The 22,478-nt window shown below is 70.7% G+C and carries 16 protein-coding genes and 1 pseudogene; 9 read left to right on the top strand and 8 right to left on the bottom strand.

Annotated features, from left to right (window positions below):
• The first annotated feature begins 11 nt into the window (after nucleotides 1–11).
• Together cydD and OHA81_RS16425 are read left to right on the top strand one after the other, a co-directional pair.
• Nucleotides 12–3,614, top strand: a complete 3,603-nt coding sequence (gene cydD / locus OHA81_RS16420) for a thiol reductant ABC exporter subunit CydD (RefSeq protein WP_329196738.1) — start codon at nucleotides 12–14, stop codon at nucleotides 3,612–3,614.
• 24 nt (nucleotides 3,615–3,638) lie between these two features.
• On the top strand, nucleotides 3,639–5,375 hold the full coding sequence (locus OHA81_RS16425) for a sensor histidine kinase (RefSeq protein ID WP_329196740.1): 1,737 nt from the start codon (nucleotides 3,639–3,641) through the stop codon (nucleotides 5,373–5,375).
• Between the two features lie 54 nt (nucleotides 5,376–5,429).
• On the opposite strand, the gene OHA81_RS16430 is transcribed toward OHA81_RS16425, so the two are convergent.
• Nucleotides 5,430–6,320 (bottom strand): Cof-type HAD-IIB family hydrolase, encoded by an 891-nt coding sequence (locus OHA81_RS16430; RefSeq protein WP_329196742.1) that lies wholly within the window; start codon nucleotides 6,318–6,320, stop codon nucleotides 5,430–5,432.
• Between the two features lie 153 nt (nucleotides 6,321–6,473).
• Here OHA81_RS16430 and OHA81_RS16435 point away from each other — a divergent pair, with 153 nt between their 5' ends.
• Nucleotides 6,474–7,379, top strand: coding sequence for an LLM class flavin-dependent oxidoreductase (locus OHA81_RS16435; protein ID WP_329196744.1), 906 nt, complete (start codon nucleotides 6,474–6,476; stop codon nucleotides 7,377–7,379).
• Between the two features lie 85 nt (nucleotides 7,380–7,464).
• Here OHA81_RS16435 and OHA81_RS16440 read toward each other — a convergent pair whose 3' ends face one another.
• The 3 genes from OHA81_RS16440 to OHA81_RS16450 all read right to left on the bottom strand — a co-directional run bounded on the left by OHA81_RS16440 (nucleotide 7,465) and on the right by OHA81_RS16450 (nucleotide 13,058).
• A complete protein-coding gene (locus OHA81_RS16440) occupies nucleotides 7,465–10,509 on the bottom strand; it encodes a hypothetical protein (RefSeq protein ID WP_329196745.1) in 3,045 nt (1,014 codons plus the stop codon).
• Entirely contained in the window at nucleotides 10,506–12,374 is a 1,869-nt protein-coding gene (locus OHA81_RS16445; protein WP_329196747.1) for an HSP90 family protein, read from the bottom strand. The genes OHA81_RS16440 and OHA81_RS16445 overlap by 4 nt, the downstream gene beginning before the upstream one ends.
• A gap of 144 nt (nucleotides 12,375–12,518) precedes the next feature.
• Nucleotides 12,519–13,058 carry an RNA 2'-phosphotransferase gene (locus tag OHA81_RS16450; protein WP_329196749.1) on the bottom strand — a complete coding sequence of 180 codons (540 nt, stop codon included), beginning with the start codon at nucleotides 13,056–13,058 and terminating at the stop codon, nucleotides 12,519–12,521.
• Between the two features lie 132 nt (nucleotides 13,059–13,190).
• Between OHA81_RS16450 and OHA81_RS16455 the strand changes: the two genes are divergently transcribed.
• On the top strand, nucleotides 13,191–14,003 hold the full coding sequence (locus OHA81_RS16455) for an aquaporin (RefSeq protein ID WP_329196750.1): 813 nt from the start codon (nucleotides 13,191–13,193) through the stop codon (nucleotides 14,001–14,003).
• Nucleotides 14,004–14,107: 104 nt separating this feature from the next.
• On the opposite strand, the gene OHA81_RS16460 is transcribed toward OHA81_RS16455, so the two are convergent.
• The 4 genes and pseudogenes from OHA81_RS16460 to OHA81_RS16475 all read right to left on the bottom strand — a co-directional run bounded on the left by OHA81_RS16460 (nucleotide 14,108) and on the right by OHA81_RS16475 (nucleotide 17,877).
• Nucleotides 14,108–15,025 carry a MerR family transcriptional regulator gene (locus OHA81_RS16460; protein WP_329196752.1) on the bottom strand — a complete coding sequence of 306 codons (918 nt, stop codon included), beginning with the start codon at nucleotides 15,023–15,025 and terminating at the stop codon, nucleotides 14,108–14,110.
• 10 nt (nucleotides 15,026–15,035) lie between these two features.
• Nucleotides 15,036–15,176: pseudogene (locus OHA81_RS16465) on the bottom strand (metal-dependent hydrolase); the annotation flags it as partial.
• Nucleotides 15,177–15,208: 32 nt separating this feature from the next.
• Nucleotides 15,209–16,981, bottom strand: coding sequence for an SDR family oxidoreductase (locus tag OHA81_RS16470; RefSeq protein WP_329202321.1), 1,773 nt, complete (start codon nucleotides 16,979–16,981; stop codon nucleotides 15,209–15,211).
• 5 nt (nucleotides 16,982–16,986) lie between these two features.
• The gene (locus tag OHA81_RS16475) at nucleotides 16,987–17,877 is read right to left on the bottom strand and encodes a M24 family metallopeptidase (RefSeq protein WP_329196756.1); all 891 of its coding nucleotides are present in this window, start codon (nucleotides 17,875–17,877) and stop codon (nucleotides 16,987–16,989) included.
• A 245-nt stretch (nucleotides 17,878–18,122) separates the two neighbouring features.
• On the opposite strand from OHA81_RS16475, the gene OHA81_RS16480 reads away from it, so the two are divergent.
• From OHA81_RS16480 to OHA81_RS16500, 5 genes are all read left to right on the top strand, one after another.
• Nucleotides 18,123–19,109, top strand: coding sequence for an ABC transporter ATP-binding protein (locus OHA81_RS16480; RefSeq protein WP_329196757.1), 987 nt, complete (start codon nucleotides 18,123–18,125; stop codon nucleotides 19,107–19,109).
• Nucleotides 19,099–19,986, top strand: a complete 888-nt coding sequence (locus OHA81_RS16485; protein WP_329196759.1) for an ABC transporter permease — start codon at nucleotides 19,099–19,101, stop codon at nucleotides 19,984–19,986. The genes OHA81_RS16480 and OHA81_RS16485 overlap by 11 nt, the downstream gene beginning before the upstream one ends.
• A complete protein-coding gene (locus OHA81_RS16490; RefSeq protein ID WP_329196760.1) occupies nucleotides 19,983–20,894 on the top strand; it encodes an ABC transporter ATP-binding protein in 912 nt (303 codons plus the stop codon). Before OHA81_RS16485 ends, OHA81_RS16490 begins: the two co-directional genes overlap by 4 nt.
• 13 nt (nucleotides 20,895–20,907) lie before the next feature.
• Nucleotides 20,908–21,627 (top strand): ABC transporter permease, encoded by a 720-nt coding sequence (locus OHA81_RS16495; RefSeq protein ID WP_329196761.1) that lies wholly within the window; start codon nucleotides 20,908–20,910, stop codon nucleotides 21,625–21,627.
• A gap of 84 nt (nucleotides 21,628–21,711) precedes the next feature.
• Nucleotides 21,712–22,377 (top strand): rhomboid-like protein, encoded by a 666-nt coding sequence (locus tag OHA81_RS16500; RefSeq protein ID WP_329196763.1) that lies wholly within the window; start codon nucleotides 21,712–21,714, stop codon nucleotides 22,375–22,377.
• Nucleotides 22,378–22,478 lie beyond the last annotated feature (101 nt).

The raw sequence follows: 22,478 nt of genomic DNA on the forward strand, positions 1-22,478 counted from the left end.
GGATGTTTCACGTGAAACCGATCGACCCGCGCCTGCTGCGCTACGCCCGATCCACCCGCCTCTTCCTGGCTGCGGTGGTGGCCCTCGGGCTCGCCGGTGCGGGGCTGATCGTCGGACAGGCGATGCTCCTCGCCGAGATCGTGGTCGGTGCCTTCGAAAAGGGGCTGGATGCAGAAACGCTCCGGACGCCACTGCTGCTGCTCGCAGCGGTGGCGCTGGGGCGCGCTCTGATCGCCTGGCTCACGGAACGTGCCGCCCACCGGGCCGGCGCGGCCGTCAAGTCGGAGCTACGGGACCGGCTGCTGGACCGGGCCGCGGATCTCGGACCGGGTTGGCTGAGCGGGCAGCGGACCGGCTCGCTGGTGGCGCTGGCCACCCGAGGCGTCGACGCACTCGACGACTACTTCTCCCGCTACTTGCCCCAACTGGGGCTCGCGGTGGTCGTGCCGGTGGCGGTTCTCGCCCGCATCGTCACCGAGGACTGGGTCTCGGCAGCCATCATCATGGCCACCCTGCCGCTGATTCCGCTGTTCATGACTCTGATCGGTATGGCCACTCAGTCCCGGATGGACCGCCAGTGGCGGCTGCTGTCCCGGCTGTCGGGGCACTTCCTGGACGTGGTGGCGGGGCTCCCGACGCTCAAGGTCTTCGGCAGGGCCAAGGCCCAGGCCGAATCGATCCGCAAGATCACCGACGACTACCGCCAAGCCACGATGCGGACACTACGCATCGCCTTCCTGTCCTCGTTCGCCCTGGAGCTGCTCGCCACGCTTTCGGTCGCCCTGGTGGCGGTGACCATCGGCATGCGGCTCGTCCACGGTGACCTCGACCTGTATACGGGGCTGGTCATCCTGATCCTGGCTCCCGAGGCCTATCTCCCGCTGCGCCAGGTGGGAGCGCAGTACCACGCGGCAGCCGAGGGACTGTCGGCCGCTGAGGAGATCTTCAAGGTCCTGGAGACGCCGGTGACTGCTTCGGGCGGGACCGGTGAAGTGCCCGCCCGGGGGCTGAGGATCGAACTGGACGAGGTGGCTGTCCGATACCCCGGACGGGGCGCGGATTCGCCCGGGCCCGTATCGCTGGCTGTCGAGCCGGGGGAATGCGTCGCTCTCACCGGGCCGAGCGGGGCGGGAAAGTCCACTCTGCTCCAGGTGCTGCTGGGCTTCGTGACTCCCACTTCCGGGCGGGTACGGGTCGCCGGCAGCGATCTCACCGAACTGGCGATGGAGGAGTGGCGGGAGCGGATCGCGTGGGTGCCGCAGCGCCCGCACCTGTTCGCGGGCACGATCGCCGAGAACGTACGACTGGCCAGGCCCGCCGCCTCCGACGACGCGGTGTCCCGGGCGTTGCGGGACGCCGGGGCGTTGGAGTTCGTGACCGGGCTTCCCCAAGGTCTGGACACCCCGCTGGGCGAGGGCGGTACGGGGCTTTCCGCGGGCCAGCGCCAGCGGCTGGCGCTGGCGCGGGCTTTCCTCGCGGACCGGCCGGTGCTGCTGCTGGACGAGCCGACCGCAGCACTGGACGGGGAGACAGAAGCGGGCGTCGTGGAGGCCGTCCGGCGCCTCGCGGTGGGGCGGACCGTGCTGCTGGTCGTGCACCGGCCGGCCCTGCTCGCGGTCGCGGACCGGGTGGTGGAGCTCCCGGCGGCTGACCCGGCTGTCGACCCGACAGCCGGCCCGGCGGCCGACCCGACAGCCGGCCCGGCGGCAGGGTTCGGCAGGGCTCCGGCCCGGGCCTCCGCCGTGGTGATCGGCCAGGAGGCGGTGGGGTCCGGTGACGAACCGTCCGGCCCCGGCGAATGGATTCTCGGCAGGGCGCCCGAACGGACTGCGAAGGGGCAAGGGTCCGGCGGCGCTGGGACGCATCCCCTCACCCGCGTCAGGGCGGTGGCCAAAGCCTGGCAGGGGCGGTTCCGGCTCGGACTGCTGCTCGGGGCGCTGGCTGTCGGTTGCAGCGTCGGGCTCATGGCCGTGTCGGGCTGGCTCATCTCCCGTGCCTCCGAACAGCCGCCCGTGCTCTATCTGATGGTGGCCGTCACCGCCACCCGCACCTTCGGTATCGGCCGGGCTGTCTTCCGCTATGCGGAGCGGCTCGTGTCGCACGACGCGGTGCTGCGGATGCTTGCGGACCTGCGAGTCTCCGTTTACCGCCGACTGGAACGGATCGCGCCTGCCGGACTGCGGGAGCAGCGGCGAGGTGATCTGCTGTCCCGGCTGGTGGCCGACGCCGACGCCCTCCAGGACTACTGGCTGCGCTGGCTCCTGCCGGTCGGAACCGCTGTGCTCGTCGGTTCCGGGTCGGTCGCCTTCACCGCGTGGCTCCTCCCCGAAGCGGGGGCCGCCCTCGCCTTCGGACTGCTCGCGACGGGGGTGGGAGTGCCGCTGGTGAGCGGGGCCGTCGCCCGCCGGGCGGAGCGCCGGCTCGCGCCCGCGCGGGGTGAGCTGGCCACCCGGGTGGCCGACCTGCTCACCGGCACTGCCGAGCTGACGGTGGCCGGTGCACTCGACGGGCGGAAGGCCGCCGCGAAGCAGGGCGACCGGACCCTGACCATGATCGCCTCGCGGGGCGCGGACGCGACCGGGCTGGGCAGCGGCTTGTCCGCTCTGGTGGGCGGGCTGACCGTGGTGTGCGCTGCCGCTCTGGGCGCGAACGCGGTGGCCGGGGGCCGACTGGCGGGAGTGGCGATGGCGGTGATCGTACTGACCCCGCTCGCCGCCTTCGAGGCCGTGGTCGGACTCCCGCAAGCCGTTCAGTACCGGCAGCGGGTCCGCCGCAGTGCCGAGCGGATCTACGAGGTCATCGACGCGCCCATGCCGGTCGGTGAGCCGGAGCAGGCTGCTGCGCGCCCCGCCTCACCGTTCCCCCTGAGACTCACGGGCGTCGCGGCCCGGCACCCCGGGCAGGAGACGGACGCGTTGCACGGGCTGGACCTGACCCTCGAACCGGGCCGCCGCATCGCCGTCGTAGGCCCGTCCGGATCGGGCAAGACGACACTGGCGCAGGTTCTGCTGCGGTTCCTGGACCAGCGCGAAGGCTCGTACACCCTCGGCGGCACGCAAGCGCGCTCCCTCGACAGTGACGACGTACGCCGCCTCGTCGGCCTGTGCGCCCAGGACGCACACCTCTTCGACAGCTCCCTGAGGGAGAACCTGAGACTGGCACGGACCGACGCGAGCGATGCCCGGCTGCGGGACGCGTTGTCCGCGGCCCGGCTGCTGGAGTGGGTCGACAGCCTCCCGGACGGTCTCGACACCCTGGTCGGTGAACACGGTGAGCGGATGTCCGGTGGTCAGCGCCAACGGCTGGCCCTGGCCCGGGCACTGCTCGCGGACTTCCCGGTACTCGTTCTGGACGAGCCGGCCGAGCATGTGGACCTGCGTACCGCGGACGCGTTGACGACGGACCTGCTGGCCGCCACCGAGGGCCGCACCACAGTTTTGATCACGCACCGGCTGGCGGGACTGGAGGCGGTGGACGAGGTGCTCGTGCTGGACAGGGGGCGTGTCGTGCAGCGCGGTGCGTACGGGGAGCTGGCCACGGCCGAAGGGCCGCTACGGCGGCTCCTGGAGCGCGAGCGGGAGACTGATGGGACGTTGGCCGACTTTCACAGCTAATTGGGACTAACTAGGCTCAAGGGCATGTCAGCGGAGCAGTCTCAGGAATCGCCGGAACCATCACGGGTATCACCGGACCCGCTGGAGGCCGCTGCTCACGCCACCCGAAGTCTGCAGGAGCTGTCCACCGAACTCACCGCTCGGGTTCCGCAACTGCTGGAGGCGATGCGCTCGGTCGGTACCGGGCTGGAACTCCACTCCACGCTCGACCGCATCTGTGAGACGGCCGCCGAACTCGCCCACGCCCGCTACGCGGCGATCGGGGTCGTCGACACCGACCGCCGGGGCCTGTCCGACTTCGTCACTTTCGGCCTCAGCGAGGCGCTGGCCCGGAAGATCGGACACCGCCCGGACGGGAAGCGGGGCCTGCTCGGAGCGCTGATCTCACACGCTGACACGGTGCGGCTCCCGGACCTCACGAAGGATCCGCGCTCGGCGGGCTTCCCGGCCCATCACCCGCCCATGAAGAGCTTCCTCGGCGTTCCCATCCGGGTGCAGGGAGAGGTCTTCGGCAACCTGTACCTGGCCGAGAAGAACGGTGGCGGCGAGTTCAACGACTACGACGTCCACATGGTCCGCGTCCTGGCCACCGAAGCGGGCATCGCCATCGGCAATGCCCGGCTGTACGAGGCCGCCACACAGCGCGAGCGCTGGATCGACGGTTCGGTGGCCGTCACCACGGCCTTGCTGTCCGGAGGGGACGCGGACGACGCCCTCGCCGTGGTGGCCGAGCAGGCTCGCCGACTGGCCGACTCCGCCGCCGGAATCGTGATGCTGCCCGCCGAGGAGGGCGGAATGGAGATCGTCGCCGTCTCCTCCGACAACCCGGCCACCTCCCTCGGCCTGGTGATCCCGCCCGAGAGCCCCGTCGTGAACGAGTTGCTGCGAGGCGAACCCGTCTTCGTCGAGGACGCCGCCGCGGACTCCCGCATGATCAGCCGGCTCACCAGTCAGTACGGCCCCTGCATGATGCTGCCGCTACAGAGCGGCGGGCGGGTGCTCGGTGCGTTGGTGACCCCGAGGGCTAGGGGCGGCCGGCCCTTCAGCGAGGCAGAGCGCACCCTCGCCACCCAGTTCGCCTCACAAGCGGCGCTCGCGCTGATGATGGCGGAAGCCCAGCGCGACAGGGAACGGCTCGCGGTCTTCGAGGACCGGGACCGGATCGCCCGCGACCTGCACGATCTGGTGATCCAGCGGCTGTTCGCGACGGGAATGATGCTGGAGGGCGCTCAGCGCCGGTCCATCGTCCCCGAGGTCCGTGACGGCGTCGGCAAGGCGGTGGATGAATTGGACGTGACGATCCAGGAGATCCGCACCGCGATCTTCGCGCTGCAGCAGGGGCCGGCGGAGGCGCCGTCCGGGCTGCGCACCAGGGTCCTGCGCGAGATCAACATGGCCGCTGTACCGCTGGGCTTCAAGCCCGCGCACCGGTTCATCGGCCCGATCGACGCGACCGTCGGCGAGCTGGTCGGCAAGAACCTGATCGCGGCCCTGCGTGAGGCCCTGTCGAACGCGTTCCGGCACGCGCAGGCATCCCGGATCGAAGTCCTGGTGGACTCCACGATCCATCTGGCCGACGGGCGACCGGGCGTCCGGCTTGAGGTCGCCGACGATGGAGTGGGCATCGCGGAGGGCGGCCGGCGCAGCGGTCTGCGCAATCTACGCCGACGGGCCGAGTCGCTGGGCGGCGCCAGCTGGTACGGCCCTGGCCTCGCCGAGAACGGAGGCGGAACCACGGTCGTGTGGGAGGCCCCGCACTAGGCCGTCCAGGGCCCCGTCTCCCGCACTAGGCCGTCCAGGCCCCCGTCGCGCTGGTCAGAGCCCCGGCTGAGGGTCGGTGCCTTCGGCCAGGATGCGTTCGATGACGAGGGCGACCCCGTCCTCGTTGTTGGCGACGGTACGGTCCGAGGCACTCGCGAGCACATCGGGGTGGGCATTGCCCATCGCGTACGAGGTGCCTGCCCAGGTCAGCATCTCCAGATCGTTCGGCATGTCCCCGAAGGCGACGACCTCCGCGGGGGAAATGCCACGCTCGGCGCAGCACAGGGCCAGCGTGCTCGCCTTGGACACACCGAGCCCGCTGATCTCCAGCAAGGACGTAGGGCTGGAGCGGGTGATGGAGGCATAAGCGCCGGCCGCGGAGCGGGCCAGAGCCAGGAAATCGTCCGGCGCCAGCTCGGAGTGGTGTGCGAGGAGCTTGAGCACCGGAGCGGCAGTGTCGTCCAGCTCCTCGCTCAGCAGCTTCTCCGCGATGGCGACGGCGGCTCCGGGGTCCTGGAAGAACGGCGGATACGACGGCTCGTAATTGATGCCGGTGGTCAGTTCGACCGCGAACGACGTACCGGGTGCGGCGGCCCGCAGTGCGTCCACGACCGTCAGCGCGGTGGCCCTGGGCAGGGACCGGACCTGCACGAATTCACCGCCGGCGTGGAGGTCGACCACGGCTGCGCCATTGGCGCAGATAGCCAGGCCATGGCCGTGGACGTGATCGCTGACCACGCCCATCCAGCGGGCCGGGCGGCCCGTGACGAAGAAGACCTCGATACCGGCCTGCTCGGCGGCGGCGAGCGCGGCGACCGTGCGGGGAGAGACGGTCTTGTCGTCGCGCAGCAGGGTGCCGTCGAGGTCTGTGGCGATGAGCCGGGGAGCGGAGAGAGGCCCGTCCGGGCGCTGGGGAGCCGAGGTCACCGCTCCATCTTCGCCCATGGGTGCAGGCGGTCAGACCAAGATCAGCCAGGCGAGGCCTGTAGCGATGTTTCACGTGAAACACCGCCGGAGCCGATGTTTCACGTGAAACATCGATGGGGCCCCTGATGCGGGGATGCGTAGTTGTTGCGTGGGCACCGTACGCTCGAACGCATGAGTCTGCGTTTGAGCACTGTGATCCTCCCGGTACGGCCTTGGCACGCCGGAGGCCGTGACCAGTGGGTACGGGCCGAGCGGCTTGGATTCCACACCGCCTACACCTACGACCACCTGTCCTGGCGGACCTTCCGTGACGGCCCGTGGTTCGGCGCGGTCCCCACGTTGACCGCGGCGGCCGCCGTCACCGACCGGCTGCGCCTGGGCACGCTGGTCACCTCCCCGAATTTCCGGCACCCGGTGACGCTTGCCAAGGACCTCATGTCGCTGGACGACATCTCCGGAGGCCGCATCACCCTCGGTATCGGCGCCGGCGGAAACGGCTTCGACGCGACCGCGCTGGGCCAGGAGCCTTGGACGCCGCGAGAGCGGGCCGACCGTCTGGCCGAGTTCGTGCCGCTTCTGGACCGGCTGCTCACCGAGGGAGCCGTCACGCACCACGGCACTTTCTACTCCGCCGAAGAGGCCCGCAACATCCCGGGCTGCATCCAGGGACCGCGCCTGCCCTTCGCGGTCGCGGCGACCGGCCCGCGGGGTATGAAGCTCGCCGCCCAGCATGGCCAGGCCTGGGTGACCACCGGCGACCCGAAGCTGGCGGAGAACGGTACGCCGGAGCAGTCACGGGAAGCCCTGCGCGGGCAGCTGGAGAAGCTGGACAAGGCATTCGCCGAGGTCGGGCGGGACCCCGCCTCGATGGAGAAGATCCTCCTCACCGGGTTCACCCCGGAGGGCAGCGCCGTACTGGATTCCCTCGACGCGTTCGTGGACTTCGCGGGCCGCCACCAGGAGATGGGCTTCACCGAGCTGGTCATTCACGCGCCGATTCCGGACTCCGACTTCGCGGCCGATGAGGCCGTCTTCGAGCGGATCGCCACCGAGGCACCGGCCCAGCTGAACGGCTGAGCCGGCAAACGGCGCCTCCGGCTCGCACACCGCAGTCTGCCCCCGCCACCGATGAGTGACGGGGGCAGACCCATCGGGGCTCGCGTCAGGAGAGCAGGCTTGTGACGATCCGTTCAGCCTGCGGCAGCACCCACTCCGGCACGGTCCCCTCGGGCAGCGCCCGGATCTCCTCGATCAGGGCCGAAATCCGCTCGGCGCCCGCCTTGGGGCGGCCCCGCTCGTGCTCGGTCCAAGCGGCGTTGTTCAGGCACTGGAGGCGGTCCTGGACGAGGTCGGGGCCGAGCTCGGCGTAGAGACCGGCCGCCTGCTCCCACAGCCGGATCTCCTCCAGTCGCAGCGTCTCGGCCTCGGCCGCGCCCTGCGCTTCCGCATCCGGGCCGGCGTCGGCACCGGCCGCTTCCCTGGCGGCTGCTTCCCTCGAAGTCACCCAACGGTCCAGCACCTGCGCCAGCTGATGCCAGGTCTGGGCGAGCTCGGCCCGCAGTTCCCGAGACTGGGGGTCGAGGGCGAGCGCGGACACCAGTACGTCGGCCGCCTCGTCCATCCGGTTCCGGGCAGAGGCCACGGCCGCCCCGGTCACGTCCGGACGCAGTCCCAGCCAGGCCAGCGAACGCAGGATGCGTACTTCGGCGATCGGTGCGCCGCCCGCCTGCCGGTGGAGCTGGAGGGCCTGCTCATAGGCGGCGACCGCTTCGGGCACCAGTTCCGCGCTGGAGAGCTGATCGGCGGCCGACTGGGCGAAGCGCGCCTGCGGACGAGGGTCCTCCCACTCCTTGCTGATCTCCGCCGCCTGCACGTACTGCTCCGCCGAGGCACGCCATTCCCGTAGCTCGCGCAGTAGATCACCGAGGAACTCGTGGGCGGCGACGGCCTGACCGTCTCCGTGCTCCAGCAGATCCGGCATCGCCGACTGCAGTACCTCCGCCGCTTCGGCGGTCCGGCCGGTGCGGGCATAGGCGCGGGCAAGCAGCAGCCGGGCCTGGGCGCCGCCATCGGCGCTGAGACCGGCCTGGTCGAACCAGTGGGCCGCCGTGAGCGCGTGCTCGGCCGCCTGCTCCGCGGCACCTTTTCGTGCGTCTTCGGCGGCTCCCTCTTGTGCGTTGGCGCGGCGCAAAAGGATGTCGGCGAGCGTGAGCCGTACGACGCCCTGTGTCTCGGCGTCGGTCACCTCCGCGGCGTTCTCCCATGCGGAACGGGCCGCTTCCTCGGCTTCCCCGGGCCGGCCGAGTGACGACAGCACGCCGGCCCGCAGCACCAGCGGATCAACGGCGATCCAGGGACGGCCCGCGCCGATCGCCCGAGCCGCGGCTGAGGCCAGCAGGGGCAGGGCACGCTCAGGGTCGTCCTGGGCGAGCGCCACGCGGCCCAGCACCTCCTCCGCCTCCGCCACCACATCGGGAACCGCCTGCGCGTAGGCGGCGACGAAGGCGTTCAGCTCGGCCGACAGTTCACCGTGCCCGTGATCCTCCCCGGGCGCGTGGCCGTGCCCCGCGCCCTGACGGGGTTCCTCGACCGAGCGCAGGTACGAGCCCACGCGGATCGACGCCAGTTCCGCGAGCGCGATCCGGCGGGTCCGTACGGGGTCCGCCGGGTCCAGCGCCTCGGCGGCCCTCAGGGCCACGCCCAGCAGAGCGCGGATCTTGTCGGGCTCGGCGCCCGACTGCGCGGCCACGGTCGCCAGACGGAGCTCCGCGAGCGCGGCCCGCTCCGCCTGCCCGAGCGCCCGGTAGGTATCGCGCACGGCTGTCAGCTGCTCCGCGGCGTCGACCGATCCGGCGCGCGCGGCGGTCAGCGCCCGGTGGTCTGCGACATCGGCCGAGACCAGCGGGTCGACTGCATCCTGTGGGCCCGCGTCCAGCAGTACCGCCACCTGGCTCCAGAGCCCGTCGGCGGCCGGACGCCCCTGCTCGCGTGCCGCCCTGGCCCGGCCGACGAGCTCGCTGAGGTCGCCCGTCACGGTCTCGGTCCGCGCGCCGGCAGGTGCGGGCGCTGGAGCGGCCGCCGTCGTGGACGGCAGGGAAGGGCTGCGCACGCCCAGCGCAAGCATCCCGACCAGCGGCTCCTGCGCGATCCGTGCGAGGAACCGGTCGGAGACCCGGGTCGTGCCGTTGCGCGCGTCGAAGCGCCGGGCAGTGTGCAGCGAGCCGGCGAGGAGGATCTCGTACAGCTCGGAGACGCTGTGCAGTCTGCCGTCGTAGGCGACGGCCGGGCTCTGTCCGTGCCCCAGCTCCCGCAGCCGACGCAGCAGTACGAGGACACCGCCGTGGAAGACCAGCTGGTCGCGGTCGTTGCCGAGCGGGCTCATGTGGGGGGCGTGTTCGGCGAGGATCTCCAGGCCGCGCGACTCGTTGCCGGTGAGCGCGCAGAACTCGATGTGCTTCCCGACCGAGGGCAGCAGGCTCTCGTTGCCCCGGACCAGACGGTAGCCGCGCAGGTGGTGGGAGCGGGCCTCATCGAAGCGCCCGACTCGCAGCAAGGGCAGCAACGAGGTGGCCAGGACCCGGTGGGGCTCCTCGGCGCACACGCGCTGCCCTTCCAGCACGTACTTCCAGACGTCCAGGGCCTGGGCGTCGTCGCCGCGCAGAACGGCGTACTGACCCTGGCTGTTGTCCTCGCAGGCGTGGCAGTCGCTCATCTGGTCGCGATCGGTGCCGCGCCAGGCGCGGAAGGCGCGTTCGGCCCGCTCGTCGTCACCGGTCGCGTCGGCGAGCCACATCTCGGCCTCGCGTACGGGGCGTTCGCTGTAACCGGCGATCCGGTAGCGGCGCTCCATGTCCTCCAGCCAGCCGGCGGCGGACTCGAGAGGAATGTCGGGAGAGTTGCCGATGGCCGTGGCCACCCACTTGAACTGCCAGAACAGCGAGTGCGTGGCGCCTTCGGAAAAGGCACCGGGGTCCTTGTCGTACTCCTGGAGCAGCCGGGCGAAGGGCACCAGCAGCTTCGGGGACTCGGCGCTGTAGAGGTAGGCGTTGATGAGGTTGTCCAGCGCCTCACGGAAAAGGGCGGCGTCGCCGCTCGCCTCGGCCGCGCCTGCCAGCACCTCGGCGTGGGCATTGCGGGCCGCGCCCCCGGGCGCGTGACGGTTCTCCGCCAGGCCGCGCTCGATCTCCTCGCGTGTCAGGGTCGTCACTTGTGGCCCTCCTGGGCGTCGTGGGAGTGGGTCGCCCATTCCAGAAGCCCCAGGAACGCCCGGTTGAGCAGGGCCGAGTCGGCGGGGCGCAGCGGTCGCTGGGACATCAGCAGTGCCTGCCCGTACAGCGACTCGACGGCGGTTCCGGTGAGGGCCTCGTCGGGGAGGCCGGCGATGCGTCGGATCAGCGGGTTGTTGTGGTTCAGGACCAAGCGGGCGCGCGGTGCGGAACCGCGCAGGGCGCCGAGGATCCCGGTCCAGAGCGAATCGGCGCTGTCCAGGGCCGCGGTGCGGTCGCGCTCCTGCCGGGCCTGGCGGTCGTCGAGGTAGAGCGCGGGGACGGCGACGGGCTGGAAGGCGCGCAACACCACGTCACAGCCCTGTGCTTCGAGTCGGGTGCGTGCGCTGGAGAGGAATCCGGCGAGGGCGAGTTCGACGTCGGTGGGGACGGGGTCGAGGCGCTCGGTGACGGCTCCGGCGTCCAGTTCCGTCACCTTGAGGTCGGGGCGTACGGCGGGCAACAAGGCCAGCAGGTCGGCGTCGTAGGTGTAGCCGGCGTTGATGACGCCGAGCCCGTGGGCCGCCGCGATCGGAGCGATCTGGCGGAACTCCTCGACGGTGCGCGTGAAGTGGATGTCGCTGTGCGCGGCCGCGAACTCCTCCAGGCTCATAGAGCCGTCGCTGGTTTCGAACGGCAGCCACGGCAGCATCAGGCCCAGCAGTTCGGCGTCGTGCCGGGCCAGGGACTTCACGCCGAGGTGGTGGACACCCAGGAAGGTTGCGAGCCGCTCGGGTTCGCTCGCGGCCAGCTCGGCGAGCCAGGTCCGGATGCGGGAGCCGAGCGCTTCCCGTACGGCGGCCAGGGTCTCGTCGTCGTACAGGTTTTCGCGGGAGGCGGTGGGACGCAGTGTGTCGGTGTCCAGGACGACGCGGACGAAGAACGCCCAGTCCGGCAGCAGGTTGCTCGCCTGGTCGGTGAGGAGCATGCCCTTGAGGTGGACGCGGTGGCCGGACCGGTGTGCGGGACTGGTCGGTTCGGGCAGGACGTAGGCGACGCCACGCACACCGGCCACGGGCAGGTCGAGGTCGATGCTGTCGAGCGGGGTGAATCCGAAGGCCTGTGCGCAGTGGGCCGCCAGCGCGACGCGGCGGGCAGCCGGGGTGGGATAGGGGCGGTCCCACACGGCCGGGCGGTCGGTGACGGAGCGCGGTTCGGCGTCGGGTCCCGCCTGGAAGGTGATGTCGTAGGGAAGCAGCGAGCCGTAGTCCCGGGCGAGTTGCTCGACCTTGGCGGGGACCATCCACTCCTCGGCGCCGTGGCGGGCACGCAGCAAGACGGTGGTACCGGGTTCGTGTCCGGCGTCGTGGTCCAGCTCGCGGACGGTGTACGAGCCGTCGTCCTTTGCCAGCCACTCGACGGGCGGCGCGGTGAGGTCGCGCGCGGACCGCGTGATGACGCGGATTTCGGTGGCCACGACGAAGCAGGCGAGCAGACCGATGCCGAACTGCCCGAGGAAGTCCTTGCGCGCCGTCTCCAGGCCGTGTTCGCCGCCGCGCTTGGAGCTCCTGCCGATGGTGGCGAGCAGGGAGTGCGCCTCGTCGGCGGTCAGTCCGATGCCGCTGTCCGAAATGCCCACCGCTCCGTCCGCGGCCCACAGCCGGATCCGGGGCTGCGCGTCCGGCTCGATGGCCTGACGTGCGGTGATGGCGTCCACGGCGTTCTGCATGAGCTCGCGCACGTAGACGCGAGGGCTGGAGTAGAGGTGGTGGGAGAGCAGGTCGACCAGGCCGCGCAGGTCTACCTGGAAGCTGTTGGCCGCCGGGTCGGGCGGGGCCGACGATTGCGCCGGGGTCGTGGACGTCATGCAGCATCACCTCGTGTGTCGCGTGAGTGGTTCGGCGATCGCGAGGTGCCCCCCTCACCGATCCCGGAATTGAGGAACAGGGTAGGGGGATGATCTGACAATCTCCGCGCGAATTCCGCGGTTACCGGACGCCACGAACCGCGGCTACCGGAAGCGCAGGAACGGCGGCGGTACCGCATCGACCAGCCATACGCCGTTGGCGCTGATCCGGAAGGCGTGTCCGGCCGCGCGCATCGCGGCGGCGTCCACGGCGAGGACGACCGGCCGACCGCGCCGGGCGCCCACCCGGGTCGCGGTCTCCCGGTCGGCCGAGAGGTGTACGTGGTGGCGGGCCATCGGCCGCAGGCCCTCGGAGCGGATCGCGTCCAGAGCGGTGGCCACGGTGCCGTGGTACAGGTACGCGGGCGGTTCGGCCTCGGGCAGGCCGAGGTCCACCGTGACGGTGTGGCCCTGGTTGGCCCGGATTCTCGTGCCCTCGACGGCGAAGCGTTGCTTGTCGTTGGTTGCGACGACGTGGTCGAGCTCGGCCCGGCTGAACGGGAACCCGTGGGTCGTGGCGGCGCGGAGCAGGTCGTCGATCTCCACCCAGCCCTGTGGATCGAGCACCAGTCCGATCCGTTCCGGCCGGTGCCGCAGGTGTTTCGAGACGTATTTGGACACCTTCACGGTGCGTCTGTCGTCCATCGTCCCAGGGTGCCGCTTGCGAGCGGGAGTGTGCAGCGGGTTTTCGCCGGTCCCGTGAGCCGGACGCCCCTACCGCGATTCCAAGATACGGAATACATTTTCCGATTAGTCGCATCTCAGGGGGAGGGAACCATGCCAATCGATGCTTCACTGCCGCGCCGCGCCGCGGCCGAGCTCATCGGCACCGCCGGACTGCTGGTGGTGGTGATCGGCTCCGGGATCCAGGCCAAGGCCCTCAGTCGTGACGCCGGCGTCGCACTCGTCGCCAACTCGCTCGCCTCCGCCATCGGCCTCGGTCTGATCATCACTCTGCTCGGCCCGCTGTCCGGCGCCCATCTCAACCCGGTCGTCACCCTCACTTCCTGGTGGGCGCGGCGGTCCGGTGGCGAGGGCGTGGGCGGCCGGGAGGTCCTCGTGTACACCGCGGCCCAGACCACCGGCGCGATCGGCGGGGCCGTCCTCGCCGAGGTCATGTTCGGCCGCGTCCCGGGAACCTTCGCCACCCAGGTCCGCGACGGCGGCCACCTGCTGGTCGGTGAGGTCGTCGCGACCGCCGGACTGGTGCTGGTCATCCAGGGCCTCGGCCACGTCGGTCGCCCGCGGCTGATTCCGGCGGCGGTCGCCGCGTACATCGCGGCAGCCATCTGGTTCACCTCCTCGGGATCCTTCGCCAATCCGGCCGGCACCGTCGGACGTGCCTTCAGCGACTCGTTCACCGGGATCGCGCCCCGGTCGCTGCCCGGGTTCGTCGCCGCCCAACTGTTCGGCGGAGCCCTCGGCCTCGCGCTCGCCGCGCTGCTCTACGGCGCCCGGCGCGGAACCGGGCGCGGTGGTGCCGGGACGGCGCTCCCGGATGTCGCCCCCGGTGCGTCGGATGCGACCGAACCGGCCACGCCGGTGGCTGATTTCCCCCGCACGAATGCCTCGGAGTCGCTCGCGATATGAGATGCCGCCCTGGTTGCCCACAGGGACGGCCGAGTTGTCCACAGCCGGTTCGGCGGGTTTTGGCGGCAAGAGCGCGATTCGCCCTGTGGACTACTGATCGAGCGCTACCGGCCGCTGCCCCGGCTGGCCAGCTCGTTCATGGTCCGCGCCTGGAGTTCCCGCTCGGTGGCGGCCCGGACGAACTCCCCCACGTGTTCGGGACCGACCAGGTCCTGCACCGCCCGCACCGTCTCGGCGGGCAGCGGCACCGTCGACGGTCCCGGTGCCTGTGCCGTTCCGACGGTGCCCAGGTGCCGCTGCAGGTGCCGGGTGGCGAACAGCCGCATCGCCCGCGCGAGCTCGGCGTCCACCGTCTGCTGTGCCAACGGGCGCAGCCTCCGTACCATCGTCGCCGCCTCCGCGGCGTCCGCGTCCGTGGGCGGGACGTGCCCCAGGTAGCGTGCGAAGACGTGCTCGGTGGTGAACTCCAGGAACCGCGAGGCGATGTGCTCCACCTGGCCGCGGAGCTCCCGCAGATGCCCGGTGATCGCTGACAGGGGCACCCCGGCCGCGTGCAGTTCGGCGGCCACCGCCAGCTCCTGTGGGGAAGGGACGAGGAACTCATCGGGCCGCCCGGGGATCCGTTCCAGCACCCCCAGCTCGCACGCCTCCCCCACCGCGTCGTCGTCGGGCCTGCCCCCGAACCGCTCGTCGAGTTCGGCCCGGCTGATCCGTGCCGCCTCCTCGTCGGTCCAGGGCCCGTGTACCTCGGCGACCAGACCCAGTACGCCGCCCAGTCCGCGCCCGGCGTCCCAGGCCTCCAGCAACTCCTTGATGGACGCGAGGGTGTAGCCACGGTCCAGCAGGTCCGCGATCTGGCGCAGCCGCGCCAGATGGGTGTCCCGGTAGACGTTGGAGCGGCCGCGCCGCTCCGGCTTCGGCAACAGCCCGCGGTCCTGGTAGGCGCGGATCGTGCGGACCGTCGCCCCGCTGTGATGCGCCAGATCCTCGATCCGGTACTCGGCCAGCGCCTGATCGGACAATCCCGGCTCCCTACGACATGGCTGCTCGGCCGGCCGCGCCCGCCGCGGCCCGGGCGGCAGGTGACGCCGCCAGGTGCTCGACCGCCGTGCGCAGCGAGCCCTCCTGCGAGGGATGGTACGACCGCCGCAGGTAGCCGGATACGGCCGTGCCGGGCTCCGTGCGGGCGGGGAAGCCGGCCGGGCTCACAGCCGGGGCTCCAGCTTCGCGATCCGCCGCAGGGTGCGCGGTGCGAAGCGGGACATCCACAGGGCACCCTTGGACTCCGGGGTCACCGGTACGACGGCCTCGTTCCGCACCACGGCGAGCATGATCGCGTCGGCGACCTTCTCCGGCGGGAAGTTGCGCAGCCCGTACAGCCGGGAGGAACGCTCCTGGCGGCGCTTCTCCTCGTCCGCGTCCACTCCGGCGAACCGGGAGGTGGCGGTGATGTTGGTGTTCACGATGCCGGGACAGATCGCCGAGACGCCGATCGACTGCGACGCCAGCTCGGCGCGCAGGCACTCGCTCAGCATCAGGACCGCCGCCTTCGAGGTGCTGTAGGCGGGCAGCGTCCTGGACGGCAGGTAGGCGGCGGCGGAAGCGGTGTTGACGATGTGCCCGCCCTGGCCGCGCTCGGCCATCTGCTTCCCGAAAATCCGGCAGCCGTGGATGACGCCCCACAGGTTGACGTCGAGGACCTTCTTCCAGTCCTCCGAAGTGGTTTCCAGGAAGGGGCCGGAGAGCCCGATCCCGGCGTTGTTGACCAGGACGTCCACGATCCCGTACTCGGCGGCGGTCCGCGCCGCCAACTTCTCCATCGCCTGCTCGTCGCTGACGTCGACGCACTCCCCCCAGGCCTGCGGAGCGCCCACCAGGCGGGCCATCTCGGCGGTGCGTGCCGCGCCCTCGCCGTCCCGGTCCACGCACACCACCCGCGCCCCGGCCTCCGCGAACGCGAAGGCGGTGGCCCGTCCGATACCGCTGGCAGCGCCGGTGACCAGCACCAACTGCCCACCGAACCGGTCGGTGTACTTGCCCGGCGCCTTCCGCTCCGGCGCGCGCGTCGCGGGCTCCTCCGTGGCGGTGACGAACTCCGTGATCCAGGCGGTCACCTGGTCCGGACGGGTCCGGGGCACCCAGTGCTGGGCGGCCAGTGTCCGCCGCACGAGATCCGGGGCCCACCGTTCGAGCCCGTCGTAGAGCCTCTCCGAAAGGAACACGTCCCCGGTCGGGACGATCAGCTGGACCGGTACGTGCGCGTACGCATCGGCGCGCGGCCGGCGCATGCGGGGCCGTACGTTGTCGCGGTAGAGCCAGGCACCGTGCGCGGCGTCCGAGGGCAGAGAGGCGGTGGGGTAGTCGCTGGCCGGGACCTTCTCGACGCGCTGGAGCATCCCGGGCCACCGCTTGCCGAGGGGCCCGCGCCAGGCGAGCTCCGGCAGCAGGGGAGTGTGCAGTGCGTACACGTACCAGGATTTGCGGCCCTGGTTCAGGACCTGGGCGACCCGCCGCGGGGTGGGCCGCGCCATCCGCTCCTTGACCCAGTGCCCGAAGTGGTCGAGGGAGGGTCCCGACATGGAGGTGAAGGAGGCGATCCGGCCCTGGGTACGGGCGACCGTGGCGAACTCCCAGCCCTGGACGGAGCCCCAGTCGTGCCCGACCAGGTGCACCGGCCGGTCCGGACTGACCGCGTCGGCGACAGCCAGGAAGTCGTCCGTCAGCTTCTCCAGGGTGAAGCCGCCGCGCAGCGGAACCGGTGCCGAGGAGTGCCCGTGGCCCCGTACGTCGTACAGCACGACGTGGAAGCGCGCGGCCAGCCTTTCGGCGACCTCCGACCAGACCTCCTTGCTGTCCGGGTAGCCGTGCACGAGCACCACGGTCGGCCGGCCGGCCTCACCGAGTTCGACGACACACAGGTCGACGCCGCCGGTGCGCACCCGGCGCTCGCGCGCCCCCGTGAGCCCTGCCCCGTTCATGCCGCTCATGCCGCGTTCTCCTCAGCCCAGCGCCGCACGTGCGGCAGATCGTCATCCAGCCAGAAGGCGCTCTCCTCGGGATCCCGGGAGTCGGTGACGACCAGGATCTCCTCGAACTTCGCGCCGGTCCCCCGAAAGCCCAGGTGCGGCTCCACCGCCCACAGTCCGGGCTGCGGCGGGTGGTCGGAGAAGTGGTACGGGCTCCACAGCGGGGACCAGCCCTCACGATGCCCGTGCAGGGCGTCGCTCGCCAGGCCTTTGAGGGACTGGGTGCCGAATCCGAAGGCGGTGGGTGACCAGCGCCGCTCCTTGACCCGGTCGATCTTGTGCGCGATCACGCCGAAGGGGTAGGCGCGATGCCGGTTGGCGTAGCCCTGGCGGGTCATGAGCCGCTCGACGTTCTCGTATATCTCGCGCAGCGGGCGCCGCTCCCGGACCTGTTTCAAGATCAGCTCTCGATGAGGCCGCAGGTCGGACATCAGGCGGTCCTGGACGGGGTTGAGCCCGAGGCTGCCCGAGTAGCCGATGTCGGCGGCGTGCCCCTTGTAGACCGGGGCCATGTCGAGGATGAACGGCATCCCCGGCTCCAGCCTCCGGTTCGTCGGGAAGAACTGAAGAGGGATCTTGAAGTTCACGAAGGCGGTGCGGTCCCCGAACCAGGCGAACGGCATGTGGAACCAGTCTCGCACCCCGCGCTCACGCAGCCATTCCCGTTGCATGCGCGCCGCTTCCCGCTCGGTCACCCCGGCACGCAGCTGCGCCGCGACGGTCTCGGCGCACTCGTAGGCGAGGCGCTGCACCTCCCGGAACCCGCGCAGCTCGGTGGAACGTGCGGTGAGCGACGAGCGTGTCAGCGTGGTGCCGTGCCTCGTGCGTTGCGTGGTGTCCCCAGCCATGTCAGCCGCCCGTCCGTATAGCCGTACGCGTCCGTAACTTGACACTGATGAATGTGACAATGACCAGAGGTCACGTCAAGGGCCGTGCACAGACCTGTGGATAAAGTTCCTGGGCCCGCAGCCACCGCGCGGGGGCTCCCCCGTCCGCGTAAGACTTCTGTCAGGGTCCGTAGTCCTCAAGGCGGAGACGGGGTCCCGCTCCAGGTCTGACGATCGCGGTGCTCCGCACCACTAACGTCGAAGCCGTGACTGTCATCGCGACCGAAAGCCTGAGCAAGCGGTACCCCCGAGTGACCGCTCTCGACCGGCTCTCCCTGGACATCGGGCCCGGCGTTACCGGCCTGGTGGGCGCCAACGGAGCCGGCAAGTCCACGCTGATCAAGATTCTGCTGGGACTGTCCCCCGCCACCGAGGGCCGTGCCGCCGTACTCGGACTCGACGTCGCCACGCATGGCAGCGCCATCCGCGAACGCGTCGGCTACATGCCCGAACACGACTGCCTTCCCCCCGACGTCTCGGCCACCGAGTTCGTCGTGCACATGGCACGCATGTCCGGGCTGCCGCCGACCGCGGCGCGGGAGCGGACCGCTGACACGCTGCGCCACGTGGGGCTCTACGAAGAGCGCTACCGCCCCATCGGCGGGTACTCCACGGGCATGAAGCAGCGGGTCAAGCTGGCCCAGGCCCTCGTCCACGACCCCCAGCTGGTCCTCCTGGACGAGCCCACCAACGGCCTGGACCCGGTCGGCCGCGACGAGATGCTCGGCCTCATCCGCCGTGTCCACACCGACTTCGGCATCTCGGTCCTCGTCACCTCGCACCTCCTCGGGGAACTGGAGCGGACCTGCGACCACGTCGTCGTGGTCGACGGCGGCAAGCTGCTGCGCTCCAGCTCCACCAGCGACTTCACGCAGAACACCGCGACGTTGGCGGTGGAGGTCACCGACTCCGACGCACACCCGGACGGCAGTGCCGCCCTGCGCAAGGCGCTCACCGAGGCGGGCCTCACCCTGCACGCGGCCGACGAACAGGGCTTGCCGGGAGCGGGCCACATCCTCCTCGTGGAGGCGACGGGCGAGCAGACGTACGACCAGGTCCGCGACACCGTCGCCGACCTCGGTATCGGCCTGGTCCGCATGGAGCAGCGCCGCCACCACATCGCGGAGGTCTTCCGCGACAACGGCCACAGTGACATCCACCAGCAGAAGGGAGCCGGTTCCGATGGCGCCTGACACCTCGACCCAGATCCACAACATCGGTTACCGGTCCTACGACGGCGCCCGGCTCGGCCGCGCCTACGGGCGCAAGTCGCTGTTCTCGCAGTCCTTGCGCGGCGCCTACGGGCTCGGCCGTTCCGCCAAGTCCAAAGTGCTGCCGATGATCCTTTTCGCGGTGATGTGCGTTCCCGCGCTGATCCTCGTCGCCGTCGCCATCGCGGTACCGGGCTCCACCGACCTTCCGGTCAAGTACACGACGTACGCCCTGACCACCCAGGTGGTGATCGGTCTGTACCTCGCCTCCCAGGCGCCGCAGTCGGTCTCCCGGGACCTGCGTTTCAAGACGGTGCCGCTCTACTTCTCGCGGCCCATCGAGCGCGTCGACTACGTCGTGGCGAAGTACGCGGCCATGGCGTCGGCGCTGTTCATCCTCACCGCAACCCCGTTGTTGATCATGTACGTGGGCTCGCTGCTGGCGAAGTTCGACTTCGGGTACCAGACCAAGGGATTCGGGCAGGGACTGGTGTCCGTACTGCTGCTGTCGTTGCTGTTCGCCGGTGTGGGCCTGGTCATGGCCGCTCTGACGCCGCGCCGCGGGTTCGGCGTCGCCGCCATCATCGCCGTGCTCCTGATCCCCTACGGTGCGGTGACCGCCGTACAGGGCATCGCCTGGAACACCGGCTCCGCCGGCGCCATCGAGTGGATGGGCCTGTTCTCCCCGATCACCCTGATCGACGGCTTCCAGACGGCCTTCCTCGGTGCGACCTCCGGATTCCCCGGCGGTGAGGGCCCCGGCGCCGACGCCGGCACCGTCTACCTGCTCGTCATCCTCGCCCTCATCGCCGGCTCCTACGCCGCCCTGATGGCCCGCTACCGGAAGGCCGGGCTGTGACCACCATCGACATCGACCACACCTCCCGCTGGTTCGGGAACGTCGTCGCCGTCAACGACGTGACCATGCGCATCGGTCCCGGCGTCACCGGACTGCTCGGTCCCAACGGCGCCGGGAAGTCCACCCTCATCAACATGATGGGCGGCTTCCTGGCGCCCTCCACGGGCACCGTCACCCTCGACGGCACGCCGATCTGGCGCAACGAACAGGTCTACAAGCAGGTCGGTGTCGTGCCCGAACGCGAAGCGATGTACGACTTCCTCACCGGTCGCGAGTTCGTCGTCGCCAACGCCGAACTCCACGGGCTTGACGATGCGGCCGCGCAGCGGGCGCTCGCCACCGTCGAGATGGAGTACGCCCAGGACCGCAAGATCTCCACGTACTCCAAGGGCATGCGCCAGCGCGTGAAGATGGCCTCCGCCCTCGTCCACGAGCCGTCCGTGCTGCTCCTCGACGAGCCGTTCAACGGTATGGACCCCCGCCAGCGCATGCAGTTGATGGAACTGCTGCGGCGGATGGGAGACGAGGGCCGCACGGTGCTGTTCTCCTCCCACATCCTGGAGGAGGTCGAGCAGCTCGCCTCGCACATCGAGGTGGTCGTCGCCGGCCGGCACGCCGCCTCCGGTGACTTCCGCAAGATCCGCCGCCTGATGACGGACCGCCCCCACCGCTACCTCATCCGTTCCTCCGACGACCGGGCGCTCGCAGCGGCCCTCATCGCCGACCCCTCCACGGCCGGTATCGAGGTAGACCTCAAGGAAGGTGCCCTGCGCATCCAGGCCGTCGACTTCGGCCGCTTCACCGAACTGCTGCCGCGGGTCGCCCGTGCGTCCGGCATCCGGCTGCTGACGGTCTCCCCCTCCGACGAGTCCCTCGAGTCGGTCTTCTCCTACCTCGTCACGGCCTGAGGAGCTGGCTTTCATGTACAACCCCACCGTTGCCCGGCTCACCTACCGTGCCCTGCTCGGCCGAAGGCGTGCGCTGATCCTCTTCGCCCTGCCCGCACTGCTGATCCTCATCTCCGTTGCCGTCCGCGCCCTCACCGGCGTGGACGACAAGGTCGCAGCGGACCTGCTCGGCGGCTTCGCCCTCGCGACGATGGTCCCGCTGATCGGCGTCATCGCCGGCACCGGTGCCATCGGCCCCGAGATCGATGACGGCTCGATCGTCTACTTGCTCTCCAAGCCGGTGAAGCGACCGACGATCATCATGACCAAGCTGATCGTGGCGATCGCCGTCACCATGGCGTTCTCCGCCATCCCCACGCTGATCGCCGGGTTCATCCTCAACGGCAACGGCCAGCAGATCGCCGTCGCCTACACCGTCGCCGCCCTGGTCGCCTCGATCGCGTACAGCGCGCTGTTCCTGCTCCTGGGCACGGTCAGCCGGCATGCGGTCGTCTTCGGCCTGGTCTACGCCCTGATCTGGGAGTCGCTCTTCGGCAGCCTGGTCTCCGGCGCGAAGACGCTGAGCGTGCAGCAGTGGTCCCTGTCCCTGGCGGAGAAGATCGCCGGAGAAGGGTACGTCGACGCCACCGTGGCGCTGCCGACCGCCGCCGTCCTGCTCGTCGTGGTCACCGTAGGGGCCACGGTCTACGCCGGCCAGAAGCTCCGCAGGTTGACCTTGGCCGGCGAGGAGTAGCCCTCTCCCCGCATCCCGCCCCCCTTGTGCCCCGCCCGGCCCACCGGCCAGGCGGGGCACAGGCACGCCGGGCATCATCGGGGCATGACGCCTCACCCAGAGGCCGAGCCGTCCAGGCCCTTGTGGTCCTGGATACGTTCCTCGCCCGGTACGCACATCTGGCTGCTGATCATCGCCGTCACCAGCGTCATCGTCGTGGTCGCGCCCGACCGCCTGGAGCACGTCCTGCTCCACCGCAACAGCAGCAATATCCACGAACTCACCCGGCACCCGGTACGGGCCCTGGTATCCAGCGCCTTCTGGATCGAGAACCCGGCCTCGCTCGCCCAGTACGCCGTTCTCTTCGAGGTCTTCCACGCCCCGGTCGAGCGCTGGCTCGGCACGCTGCGCTGGCTGGTGATCGTGGCGGCCGCCCACATCACCGCCACCTTGATCAGCCAGAGGGTGGTCCTCCTGGCCATCCAGGACCACCGGGCCCCGCGCAGCATGGTCCATGTCGTCGACATCGGTGTGAGTTACGGACTCGCGGCCGCCGCCGGGGTCCTCACGTACCGGCTGCCCGGCCCGTGGAGATGGCTCTATCTCGCCGGGATCGTCGCCTTCTTCGGGATCCCGCTCTTCACGGGCGGCACCTTCACCGATCTGGGGCACGCGATCTCGCTCGCCGTCGGTCTCCTCGCCTGGCCGTTGACCCGTCACCCGCACGGGATCGCGTCGCGGCCGACCATGCATGTTTCACGTGAAACATGATCTCGGGACCTGCGGAAATTCACTGGTACGCGGCTTGCGGGCGGGGCAGAGTGAGGCGTGCGGGGAGTAACAAAAGGTCCGGAACAGCCACTTCGAGCGCG

The sequence above is a fragment of the Streptomyces sp. NBC_00667 genome (genome assembly GCF_036226825.1).
GTDB lineage: Bacteria > Actinomycetota > Actinomycetes > Streptomycetales > Streptomycetaceae > Streptomyces.